At 40.8% G+C, this 12384-nt stretch carries 10 protein-coding genes; 3 read left to right on the forward strand and 7 right to left on the reverse strand.

Annotated elements, in window-relative coordinates; genetic code table 11:
- Positions 1 to 94: 94 nt before the first annotated feature.
- The gene (gene gmhB / locus L0Z67_RS13935) at positions 95 to 646 is read right to left on the reverse strand and encodes a D-glycero-beta-D-manno-heptose 1,7-bisphosphate 7-phosphatase (RefSeq protein ID WP_405128147.1); all 552 of its coding nucleotides are present in this window, start codon (positions 644 to 646) and stop codon (positions 95 to 97) included.
- The gene (locus L0Z67_RS13940) at positions 643 to 1704 is read right to left on the reverse strand and encodes a glycosyltransferase family 9 protein (RefSeq protein ID WP_405128148.1); all 1062 of its coding nucleotides are present in this window, start codon (positions 1702 to 1704) and stop codon (positions 643 to 645) included. The genes gmhB and L0Z67_RS13940 overlap by 4 nt, the downstream gene beginning before the upstream one ends.
- Before the next feature lie 126 nt (positions 1705 to 1830).
- On the opposite strand from L0Z67_RS13940, the gene L0Z67_RS13945 reads away from it, so the two are divergent.
- Positions 1831 to 2553, forward strand: a complete 723-nt coding sequence (locus tag L0Z67_RS13945; protein WP_062568714.1) for a 3-deoxy-D-manno-octulosonic acid kinase — start codon at positions 1831 to 1833, stop codon at positions 2551 to 2553.
- A gap of 18 nt (positions 2554 to 2571) precedes the next feature.
- On the opposite strand, the gene L0Z67_RS13950 is transcribed toward L0Z67_RS13945, so the two are convergent.
- From L0Z67_RS13950 to L0Z67_RS13970, 5 genes are all read right to left on the reverse strand, one after another.
- The gene (locus L0Z67_RS13950; RefSeq protein WP_062568713.1) at positions 2572 to 3591 is read right to left on the reverse strand and encodes a cytochrome-c peroxidase; all 1020 of its coding nucleotides are present in this window, start codon (positions 3589 to 3591) and stop codon (positions 2572 to 2574) included.
- 60 nt (positions 3592 to 3651) lie between these two features.
- Positions 3652 to 5916: a catalase/peroxidase HPI gene (gene katG / locus L0Z67_RS13955; RefSeq protein ID WP_062568712.1), complete on the reverse strand. Its 2265-nt coding sequence runs from the start codon at positions 5914 to 5916 to the stop codon at positions 3652 to 3654.
- 900 nt (positions 5917 to 6816) lie between these two features.
- On the reverse strand, positions 6817 to 8259 hold the full coding sequence (hldE, locus tag L0Z67_RS13960; RefSeq protein WP_405128149.1) for a bifunctional D-glycero-beta-D-manno-heptose-7-phosphate kinase/D-glycero-beta-D-manno-heptose 1-phosphate adenylyltransferase HldE: 1443 nt from the start codon (positions 8257 to 8259) through the stop codon (positions 6817 to 6819).
- Positions 8259 to 8849: an SIS domain-containing protein gene (locus L0Z67_RS13965; RefSeq protein WP_062568710.1), complete on the reverse strand. Its 591-nt coding sequence runs from the start codon at positions 8847 to 8849 to the stop codon at positions 8259 to 8261. Before L0Z67_RS13965 ends, hldE begins: the two co-directional genes overlap by 1 nt.
- A gap of 32 nt (positions 8850 to 8881) precedes the next feature.
- Positions 8882 to 10369, reverse strand: a complete 1488-nt coding sequence (locus L0Z67_RS13970) for a capsule assembly Wzi family protein (protein ID WP_405128150.1) — start codon at positions 10367 to 10369, stop codon at positions 8882 to 8884.
- Between the two features lie 156 nt (positions 10370 to 10525).
- Here L0Z67_RS13970 and waaA point away from each other — a divergent pair, with 156 nt between their 5' ends.
- Both waaA and L0Z67_RS13980 read left to right on the forward strand, forming a co-directional pair.
- The gene (waaA, locus tag L0Z67_RS13975; RefSeq protein WP_405128151.1) at positions 10526 to 11785 is read left to right on the forward strand and encodes a lipid IV(A) 3-deoxy-D-manno-octulosonic acid transferase; all 1260 of its coding nucleotides are present in this window, start codon (positions 10526 to 10528) and stop codon (positions 11783 to 11785) included.
- A 40-nt stretch (positions 11786 to 11825) separates the two neighbouring features.
- Complete coding sequence (locus L0Z67_RS13980; RefSeq protein ID WP_062568708.1) at positions 11826 to 12368, forward strand: DUF1415 domain-containing protein; 543 nt, start codon at positions 11826 to 11828, stop codon at positions 12366 to 12368.
- The last annotated feature ends 16 nt before the right edge of the window (positions 12369 to 12384 follow it).

A 12384-nucleotide genomic window follows, 5' to 3' on the forward strand; every position in this document is an offset into this window, starting at 1 on the left:
TATTGTAAAAGCTTAGGCGAACAATTGCACTGTTTGTAGTTCGTCGCACGCCTTGAATGGGTGCGGATTTGCGAAATAAAACTGGTCTTACCTGCTATGAGTGTAAAACCAGAGCAGGTAAGTCGGCTAATGACTCACAAACGATATCAGCATGTTGTTCTGTTGACTCTGCGTAACTTTGCCCTGAACGCACCAATACACGCGTGGCAATACTTGCCCTTTCAGCTGCAATTAAATCCCCTAACTTATCACCAACCATGATACTTTTTTTAGGGTCAATATCATGCTCAGTAATAGCCTGTAAAAGCATTCCAGGCGCAGGTTTACGACAGTCACACTCTTGTAAATAACTCGCTTGTGCTTTTGTTGGATGATGTGGACAAAAGTAAACCGCGAGAATAGGCACGTCATGACGTTTAAACTCGTCTTTCATCCAAGCTGTTAGATTATGAAAATCCTGCTCAGAATAGTAGCCCCGACCAATCCCCGATTGATTAGTAACCACCACAATTTCGTAGCCATCATCAGTAAACTTTTTGCAGGCATCAAACACACCGGCAACAAATTCAAACTCTTGTGGTTTATACACATAACCGTGATCAATGTTCACCACACCATCACGGTCTAAAAATAATACTTTCTTCATTTCAGTTGCTCTTTCAACACGACAAGGTCAAACATTAAAGTGACATCTTCTACACTAATCTGTGTCATTAGATCTGCCCCTTTAACACGCGTCCCCCATGGTAACTGTTCAGCTGTTTTACCCGTTTGCTTAACAAGGTTTTGATGATAAACCTCAACCACGTAATCTTGGTACAAATAAGGACCTGTTCGTTTTGGGTTTGAATGAGCGTATAACCCTATCACAGGCGTGCCAACCGTAACCGCCATATGGGCAGGGCCTGTATCAGGAGCAAGCACTAAAGACGCGCGCTTTAGCACACATAACAGCTCTTTTAGCTGAGTTTTACCGACAAGATTCAAAATAGCCGTCTTACTGTGACTAATTATTTGCTCTGCAAGCGTTTCTTCGAGCGGCGTTGGTCCCCCCGTAATCACTACCGAGAAACCTTGATTATGAGCGTAGTCAGCAAGTGCTGCATAGCGCTCAGGCAACCAATTTCGCTCTTTTTTACTTGCCGCAGGTGAAATCACAAAAATACGCCCTGCTAAACGCTCTGCACCTAATAATATATCAGCAGCTTGCTGGTGCTGTTCGGTAATTGGCATCTGCCAGCTTGGTTGATAATCAGGCACACCAATGGCGCTGGCAAACCCTTTAAAGCCTTCCAGTACATGAGCCTCGGCTTGTGGTGCAATGCGCTTGTTAATACACAAGCTATGTAATTCTTTTGCACGCGCCCAATCAAAGCCAACTTTTACTTTGGCAGGAATACAACGTGCTACAAGGTTCGCTCTCAGTGCTACTTGCATATGTAGTAACACATCAAATTGTCGCCCTTTAAAAACCTGTTTAAGCTGTTTGTAGGCTTGCTTACCTTGTTTTTTGTCGAACACCACAAATTCAACACCCGGTAAATCAGCCAGTAACATTGCTTCGACTTTACCAATTACCCAAGTAATTTTTGCCTTTGGATGCGCTTTTTGAATAGCTTGCACAGCCGATACCGCATGGCAAACATCACCAATAGCCGAAAGCCTTAATATACATATCTCTGAATACGAGGTTGAATGAGTCACATGTGCCCTTAGCAACAGCAAATAAAATGCGATCTTAAATTAACTTTGTGCTATTGCAAGTACTTATACGAAATACCAAAAATACGGTACTATAATAAGCATAGATCGTTAATACGTTAAGTTGTTATGTTTGAGACTCTGCATCAAGAAAATACCACGCTACTTTGTCACCCCGCTTATACCCAGTTACTCACGCGCGAGTGGTTTGATGCTGACTTTTGGCAACAGCAAAATAAAATTGTTGGTGCTAAAAAAGGCCGTGCAACGGCTTGGTTTTTTAAACATGATCACTTAACTGCCGTGTTAAGGCACTACTGGCGTGGCGGCCTTGTTGGTAAACTTTTAACTGATCAGTATCTCTACTTAGGTTTAGAAAAAACTCGTGTGTATAAAGAGTTCTCGCTAATGATGCGCTTATCTGAATTGGGTTTAAATGTCCCCACTCCAATAGCTGCGAAAGTCACGACTCATGGCTTGATTTATCGAGGCGATATAATTACACAAGCAGTGACAGGCGCGCAAAGCTTACTCGATATACTTATTACACGCACACTTAGTCATGATGAATTAAAAAAAATAGCAACAACACTGAGTGAATTTCATAACCACGGGGTGTATCACGCAGACTTAAATATCAATAACATCTTATTTGACGATAGCGGTAACGTCTTCATTATTGACTTCGACCGTGGCGAAATAAAGCAACCTGACGTTAGTTGGCAACAAGAAAATATGAAACGCTTGGCACGTTCATTTGCAAAAGAGCAAGGCCGTAACGAAATAATGCACTGGCAGCAAAGCGATTGGCAATTACTCATTTGTGAGTACCAAGCACAACTAAAACATTAATTAAAAGATGCGCACTTCTTATGGGAAGTTAACTGTATTTTCATTATTTAAGGTTTCTAAGAAAGCGGCTATATTTTCAACCTCCTCCTCGCTGAGCTTTTTACCTAATTGATGCCAGCCAGTTAAGTGAATAGCTTCTTGTAAGGTTGTTGCAGCTCCATCATGAAAATACGGTGCTGTGTTTGCCACATTCCGCAAGCTTGGCACCTTAAATAAGTAATCATGATCTTTTCTATTGGTCACCTCCCCCATCCCCCTATCATCTCGATTAGGGTATGGGTTTACGATCCCCATTTTCATTGTAAACTGCCCACCTAAAAGACGGCCACTGTGACAACTTGCGCAACTATTCTCTTGAAACTGTAAAAGACCTCGCTTTTCTTGTACTGTTAAAGCGTTATTATCGCCGCTCAGGTAACGATCAAATCGATCTTGTGTGATCAATGTTCTTTGAAAGGATGCTAAGGCTTTGGTTATATTCTCAAAAGTGAGCGCAGGGCTTGAATCTGGAAAAGCATATTCAAACTCTTTACTATATAAAGTACTAAGTTTATCAACAGCCTCTTGCTTACTCGATAGCGCCATTTCGTGTTCACTTAATAATGGTTCAGAGGCTTGCTGCTCTAAGTTTTCAGCCCGTGCATCCCAGTTTTGGGCAAATTGAAAACCAGCATTCCATGTAGATGGGGCATTTCTTCGCCCTTTTATGCCTAAGGCACCTACTGAAACAACCTTAGCGTCGTGACCTTGTCCTTCGTTTAACAAGTTATGGCATGAATTACACGATTGGCTATTGTTACTAGATAAACGAGTTTCAAAATAGAGTTTTTTGCCTAACTGAATTAATGCGGGTGTATCTGCATCACTGCGCGGCATTTTTTCAGGAATAACACCAAATACAGATAGTGCATTATTACGAAGTACTTTGTCATCTATATCGGCTTGCTTTGCTCGTGCATTTAAAGTTAAAGAAGCTGATAACACAATAAAAAGTGTTAACTTCTTAAATAGGATAACAATCAACTGATTTATACTCATATTGCTGCAAGTTAAATAAAAAAGCGGCTTTAAATAAAACCGCTTTGTTTCATTACTTAATTATTTGAGATCGAAACGATCAGCCTGCATAACTTTGACCCATGCTTTGATAAAATCGTTAACAAAACGTTCTTTTGATGTATCGAAAGCATAAACCTCTGCAACGGCTCTAAGCTCGGCTGATGAACCAAATATTAAATCAACCGGTGTGGCTGTGTATTTGAGCTTATCAGTTTTTCTATCCACTCCTTCATAGATATCACCATTTCGTTTCCACTTAGTAGACATATCTAATAAGTTAACGAAAAAGTCATTGCTTAGTACACCAGGTTTATCAGTAAAGATACCGTGCTTGCCGGAATTATTCGCACCAAGTACGCGCATTCCACCCACTAATACTGTCATCTCAGGTACCGTTAAGGCTAATTGGTCAGCCTTATCAACGAGTGCCTCAGTGGGAGACTTGTAATAGCCTTTTTGGTAATAGTTTTGAAATCCATCCGCTTTAGGCTCTAACAAAGAAAACGAGTTGATGTCTGTTTGGGCTTGGGTTGCATCACCTCGTCCTGGTGAAAATGGCACTGTTACCTTGAATCCAGCCTCTTTAGCCGCTTTTTCAATGCCTGCTGCTCCTGCAAGTACAATTGTATCAGCGAGGGAGATCTTACGGCCTCCTCGCGACTTTTTGTTAAAGTCATCTTTCACTTTTTTCAGCTTAGCGATCACTTTTGCTGTGTCTTTTGGTGCATTCACTGCCCACTCTTTTTGCGGCTGTAACGCAATTCGTGCGCCGTTAGCGCCTCCTCGCATATCTGAATTTCGATAAGAAGCAGCCGATGTCCACGCAACTCTTACTAACTCAGAAACGCTTAAACCCGAATTTAAAATATTACTTTTCAGAGTTTTAATGTCTTTTGCATTAACCAGTTTGTAACTTGGTTTATCTATTGGGTCTTGCCAAATTAGCTTCTCTTTTGGAAACGCATCACCTAAATAGTTATCTCGAGGTCCCATATCACGGTGAGTCAGTTTGTACCACGCTTTTGCGAATGCTAAGCGGTATTCTTCAGGGTCGGCTAAGAACCTTTCCGCAATTTTTCGATACGCAGGATCAAACTTCAATGCCAAGTCAGCTGTTGTCATAACAGGCGGATTGAACTTTCCTTTAACATGCGCATCTGGAACGACTTTATGTAAAGACTCATTCGTCGGTACCCAAATAATCGCGCCACCAGGGCTTTTTGTTTTTTTCCACTCAAAGTTTAAAAGATTAGATAAATAAAGCGATGTCCAGCGGGTTGGTGATTGCGTCCACGCTCCCTCAAGACCACTTGTAACTGTGTCTTCAGAGTGACCTTTACCGCATTTATTTTTCCAGCCTAACCCTTGCTGTTCGAGCCCAGCAGCACCTGGCTCAGGGCCGATACATTTTGCCGCTTTATGCGCACCGTGCATTTTTCCAAATGTGTGACCACCGGCAATAAGTGCTAACGTTTCTTCATCATTCATCGCCATACGGGCAAAAGACTCTCTAATGTTAGCCGCTGAACCAACAGGATCAGGAACACCATTTGGCCCTTCAGGGTTCACATAAATCAACCCCATATGAACAGCTGCAAGTGGTCTTTTTAATTTACCATCAGCCTCTCGGCGGTCACTTGCTAACATTTCAACTTCAGGGCCCCAGTAAACCATATCAGGCTCCCAGTCGTCTTGACGACCTGCGGCAAAACCATATGTTTTAAAGCCCATATTCTCAAGAGACACATTGCCAGCAAGCACTATAAGGTCACCCCAAGAAATAAGTTCACCGTATTTTTGTTTCACTGGCCAAAGTAGTCGACGCGCCTTGTCTAAACTTGCGTTATCTGGCCAGCTATTTAGCGGGTCAAATCTTTGTTGGCCTCCACCGGCTCCCCCTCGACCATCAAGCGTTCGATAAGTCCCCGCGGCATGCCATGTCATACGTATAAAGAAAGGACCATAATTTCCCCAGTCTGCGGGCCACCAGTCCTGAGAGTCTGTGAGTGTTTTATTAATATCGCTTTTCAATGCATTCATATCGAGCTTAGAAAATGCTTTCTTATAATCAAAGTTTTCTCCTAGCGGGTTAGAGCGAGAGTCATGATCACGCAGCGGGGCTAGGTCAACCTGATTTGGCCACCAAAATAGGTTTGATTTTGCCTGATTTTGAGCAACATGGCCGCTGCCAACAGCGCCTTTAGGCTTGCTCATTTGAGCTTCAGCCGCAATCCCCTCAAAATTAATAATAATCGCCAGCGCACTGGCTATTAAAGTGTACTTGCTAACAATACGGTTATTCATAACATAATCCTCAAACTAATATAATTTTTAAACTAACTATTTAAAATTAAGCCAAACACCTAAATAATCTAAATAATCTAAAACTAAAACATTAGAAATTTAGAAAAATTTAAGCTCAATAGAATTCAAATTCACAAAAATAAACTAATATGAAAACCAACCTCCTTCATATCGACAAAACGATATAAAACGACCTACCACCCCTCTAACTTGCTAATGTGTAACTTGTGGTAGGTACGTTTTAAACCTTGTAAAGCGCTGAAAGTGGTTAGTTACTGCAACTAAAAATTTGCTTACACGATGCAATACCGTTTATGAATTTTTATGTCGCACAAATGAAAGAACCTCATTATTAACAACGTACTAAAACCTAACCAACAACAGACCCTTTTTAGATACATTAGATGCAAAATACGTTTAAATAAAATCGATTTTATAGATTATATTAATTTGTTTTCTTGATTAAATAATGATAAACAACTAGAAAAAAAAGCAGGGTATAAAATTTTAAAAACAGATAAATAGTAAAAAATAACGATGAGAATTTTAATTTTTAAATTTTAAAAATTAAAAACAAGCTCATAATGAAAAATAAATAGAACACAATATCAATAAGTTAAAGGCGACTGTTAAATATGAAAATAAGCAGGCAGCAAAAAAACAGAACTTTAGTTTTATAGCGAGTTGTAATTTACTAGGAAGTAAGAACTTACTTTAAAGGTAAGATTAAAATATGACTATAAAGACTAATCACTGCTGTCATATTTTTCAGCTTGAATTGCCCCCTTGCTTGATCTAAATCAGGCTTTTACTTATTAACTAATAAGTAAAAGCCTTTATAAAAATCAGCTACAGACTGGTTGCTTCGTAAAGGGCGGAGAAAAGCCCAGCACTTTAGGGTTAAGGTTGTTTAATTTTACTAATCACGTTAGAGGTTGAGCACCCGTCAAGAAACTCAAGCACTTCAACTTTGCCACCATGACGCAGAACATGCTCTGCACCTGCAATTTGCTCAACGGTGTAATCCCCTCCTTTTACGAGTACATCAGGGCTGATCGTTTCAATGAGTTTGGCTGGTGTATCATGTTCTTCTACGCTACCAAATGGGATCACCCAATCGACAGAAGCAAGGGCACTTAATACCATTGCACGCTCTTGTAATGGGTTAATTGGTCGCTCAGGGCCTTTTAATCGTGAAATTGATTCATCGTTATTCAAGCCTACAACTAAGCGATCGCCTCTGGCTTTTGCTTGCGCTAAATAACGCACATGCCCTGCATGAAGGATATCAAAGCAACCGTTTGTGAAGACTATTTTCTCACCATTTTGTTTTGCAAACTCAATATGTTGTAAAACATCGTCAAACGGCGTTTGATAGTGCTCACCTGTTTGCTGTAAGTATTGGCCAAGTTTACGGCTAAGCTCTTCAGGAGACACGGTTGCAGCACCAAGCTTACTAACAGCAATCCCCGCCGCAAGGTTGGCAATTTCAACAGCATCCTTAGGCGTCATTCCAGCGCCTAACATGACCGCTAAGGTCGCGATAACCGTATCTCCCGCTCCGGTAACATCACTCACTTCAAGCTCTTGGGCTGCAAAGTCAAACTTTTCAGCTTCGCTTATTAAGGACATGCCTTGTTCTGAACGTGTTAATAACATAGCCGCAATACCTGCTTCGCTAATCAGCTTACGCGCGCTATCTGTTAAGCTTTGCTCTGAACCTGTTTGTCCACCAGCAAGTTTAAACTCGTTTAAATTAGGCGTTATGTAATCTGCACCACGATATAAATTCAGATCCGATGATTTTGGATCGACAAGTACTGTTTTTTCGGCTTTTTTAGCAACCTGAATCATCGCCTGAATCAAGCTAAGTGAGCCTTTGTTGTAATCTGAAAACAATACGAAATCGTAATCATCAAGCACTAGCTCTAAGCGGTTAAGTAATAATTGGCTGTGCTGCTCAGTAAAGGTTTCTTCTAAATCAAGGCGAACAACTTGTTGATGTCGGCTTATGACACGCATTTTAGAAATTGTAGGTAGCTCACAAACACTGACTAGCTGAGAATCTATTTTTTCCGAGCTTAAAATTGTTTCAAGGATCTGCCCACTTTCATCTTCACCGATCAGACCCAGCAACCCCACCTTGCCATCTAAACGGGCTATATTCTTTGCAACATTTGCCGCACCACCCGCCTTGTCTTCAAACTTACTTACTTTAACAATAGGTACCGGCGCTTCAGGTGAAATACGCCCTGAATCGCCATGCCAGTATCTATCTAGCATGACATCACCAACAACCAAAATACGTGCTTTAGAAAGATTTTTTAGTAACGCTAAATCCATTACTGTTGCTCCGCTACAACCATATCAATGGCTTCACACAACCAATGTCCAATAAACATGTGCGCTTCTTGAATACGCGCTGTTTCGTCATTTTTAATAATGATCGGTAACTTCGCGATATCTTTCACTTTACCGCCATCACGGCCTGTTAAAGCCACAGTATACGCGCCAATTTCATTTGCAGCAGCCAACGCAAGATTAATATTAGGGCTCGTGCCTGAAGTCGTTAAGCCAATCACTAAATCATCTGGCTTACATAGCGCTTGAACTTGGCGTTCAAATACCGTGTCAAAATGGTAATCATTACTATGTGCTGTCAGAATAGAGGTGTCTGTTGTAAGCGCAATAGAAGCAAGCGGACCTCGCTCTAATTTATAGCGAACAACAAACTCTGCAGCAAGATGTTGTGCATCAGCTGCACTCCCACCATTACCAAACCAAATCACTTTTCCGCCTGCTTGTAATGTACTATGGCATGCTTCAAGAAGCTGCATCACTTCTGGGTGGTAGGTTTCCATCGTTTCAAACAACATTTGATGACGGTTTAAACTCTCTAGGTAGCTTGCCGCTACAGAATCAAGATTAGACATAGGTATTCCTCAAAAATAAATAACGGCTTCGCTTACCAAAATAATGCAACGGATAACCAAGTATAGTTCTCTCCAAACACATCTTCACCATAGGTAAGTGTTGTCTCGAGGGTGTGTTCATTCCATTGACGTGTATTACTCAATTGAAGTTCAATTGCTTTTTCATAGTCTGCGCTTGTTTGCCCAAATTCATTTAAATAATTACTTTCGTTTTCAATTAAGGTTAACTTACCACGCCATAAAGAACTTAGGCTCTCATTGTAAGTAAGTTCCATACTATGCACTTGAGTAGGGGGCGCATCTGCATAAACCTTCGCAACACCATCTGCATGAAAATCACTATAACGCTGATCAGCTGCATAGTGGCCAGTCACAAATCCACCCACCGTATTGCCGTTAACTGGATAAATTTCATTTACATACCATAGGCTATGCATATTGGTATATTCATACCGTAATGACATGGCATCTGTCATTTTCGGTAAGAAAAAGCCAACATTGCTTACTGTGTTGCCAAATTGATAGTTTTTATGGTTTTTAGTGTCCTCACCGCCATACTCAAAATAAAGTTCAATGGGCATGCCCCAATTAAAGTTTACGGTACTGGTAATCGTCGCGTATTGATCGCCAAGTTCATTATCTTTACTACCTGTAAGGCCAGAGTTGTCGTTTCCAGCAGGGTCAAAAAATGCATCAAACACATCACCTGCATCAACCTTACGAGGACCACCACCAAATTGCATCATACGGTTGATGCCAATTTTCCAACCATTGATTGGTTCAATACTAAAATGAGTACCTGCAAGCTTAGGTGTACCACTATGGAGCTCATTTTGATAAAGGATACCGTTATCAACATGTTCTAATTCTGAATAGTACAGCTCAAAGTCGAAATTCCACCAATTATGCGCCGGTTGAACCATGCCTATCGATACCGATGGCGCTGTTTTTGCATTGGTAGAAATCACTTGTGCAGCGTGTTTAAATGGTGAGAACCAATGCTCTTTGTAACCAATATTTAATTGTAGATCTTCACCAGCAAAACTAACGAACGTATTGTAGTTTACAAACTTATTTGCTTTAGCACGATAATCAATACCAACTTGCACTAATGTGTAATCGTTAGCACGCCATATGCCTTCAAAAAAGCCTTGCCCCCATTCATCAGAGCCCAAGCCTCGCTGGTTCGCTATTTGTTTGCTTGTATCAGAGTCAACCTGAAGTTTCACGCCGACGCGAGTTATAGCATCATCACTTTGATAAGGTTTAATCTTAGCGCGAATAGCAGCGACCAATGCAGGCTCTGAATTTTTTAGTTTAGTGAGTGCTGTCTCGACTTCGGCCAACCGATAAGGTTTGGCCATCGGCGTACCAGAGGTCAGTGCAAATAGTGTATCTAGTTGATGATCAAGCTGTGCGTCCATGCCTATAGGTAAGTAGGCTGTGGGTGTTGCAAACAGTGGAGAGGAGCAACTAAGTAACACACCTACAATTGAGGCTTTTATCATTTTTAATTTCATAACTACATAGTCCCTATACAAAGTATTTGAAATATTACCAAATTCGACGCGTCGAAACACTTAAAACTCTTAAAGATAACTGTTTTTAACATTTTATATTCAGCTGAGCTATGTTCCACGTTATCATAGCGTTTTATCTATGTTGTAGGCACAGTGATGGCGCGTATTTTATACTCCTTGATTTTATATCTACTTAGCCCGCTTATTATCTTCTATCTATACGTGCTAAGAGGTAAAAAAAATGGCGGTTATCGTCATCATTTTGCGGAGCGCTTTGGTTTTTTAGCAACTAAAAAGCAAGATATTGTTATTCATTGCGCATCGGTTGGTGAGGTGCTTGCAGCAACGCCGCTCATAAAAGCTATCAAACAACACAATCCCAAGTTAAGTATTTTAGTAACATGCAATACTCCTACTGGCCGTGAGCAAATAAAAAACAACTTTCAAGACTCTGTTAATTGCTGTTATTTACCTATTGACTTTCCTTGCGCTACTCACCGCTTTTTAAAACGAGTTAAACCTCAATTACTGTGTATTTTGGAAACAGAGCTGTGGCCTAATTTAGTGGCACAAAGCAATAAACGTGGGATTAAAGTGCTTATTTTAAACGCTCGCCTTTCTGTTAAATCACAGCAGGGTTATCAAAAGGTGATGCCACTAACAAAAGTGATTATGAATTCAATAAGTGCTCTTGCAAGTCATAACCAGGATGATGCTAATCGTTTTATTGAGCTTGGTTTAAAGCCTGAAAAGGTGCGGGTATTTGGCTCTATTAAGTTTGATATCACGCCAACAAACGAGCAATTACATAAAGTCGCTGCTCTTAAGGAGCAGTATCACAACGAGCGCTTTATCTGGGTGGCAGGCTCCACTCACCCTGTTGAACATGAGCTTATTTTGAGTGCTCATGAAAAGCTGTTAAAAGCCTTGCCCAACGCTCTTTTAATTATTGCCCCGCGTCACCCAGAGCAATTTGATAAAGTTGCTGAGCTATTAAAAAATTCAGCCATGAGCTTTAGTCGTCGAAGTGAGGATAACTATCGTAACCAACAGGTCGTGCTAGCTGACACGTTAGGCGAGTTACAATGCTTATATGGTGTAGCGAATATCAGTTTTATTGGTGGAAGTTTAATAAAGCGAGGCGGTCATAATCCGTTAGAATCTGCTGCATTTTCTGTTGGCGTATTAGCAGGCCCTCATACATATAACTTTGACCATATTTATCCTGAGCTAATTAGTGCTCAAGGAGCTGAAACCGTCACAGATGAAAATCACCTTGCTGACACACTTATCGCTTTAAGTAATGATGCAGAGCAAACTATCAAGCTCGGTCACCAGGCTGCGAAATGCGTTGCTAATAATCAAGGTGCTATTAGCAAAACCGTCAATTTAATTGAGCTTTACTTAGAAAGTTAGAATAGATAAATAGAGAAATTACGTGAGTTCAAAGCACACTATGAATCGCCCAGAAAAACAAATGCGCGAATGGGTATCCAGCGTAATTGTAAAATACAATTTTTGCCCCTTTGCTCGTAAAGAAGTTGAAAGCAATTGCATTCATTATCAAATCAGTCAGTCAGTAACGATTGATGATGCAGTAATGGATATGCTTCACGAGTGTAACGAGTTAGACCAACAAGCACAGCGCGAAACAACCCTTTTGATGTTTGAGCAAGGCTTTAAGGACTTTGAAGAGTTCTTAGATTTAGTCGATTTAGCCAATGCGCTTTTAGTGGCGCAAGGTTATGAAGGTAAGTATCAAATAGCCAACTTTCATCCTGACTATGTATTTGCTGACAGTGATGACAGTGATGCTGCTAATTACACCAATCGCGCACCTTACCCAACGCTGCATTTAATTCGTGAAGCCAGCATGAGCGAAGCGCTAGAAAACTACGATGAACCTGAGTCGATTCCTGAGCATAATATTAAACTTGCAAGGCGCAAAGGCATCGATTTTTGGCAGCAGCTGTTAAAAAGCTGTATCGATAAAAAATAAAGCCAGCATTGCTGGC

This window comes from Pseudoalteromonas sp. PB2-1, from assembly GCF_045040605.1.
GTDB lineage: Bacteria > Pseudomonadota > Gammaproteobacteria > Enterobacterales > Alteromonadaceae > Pseudoalteromonas > Pseudoalteromonas arabiensis.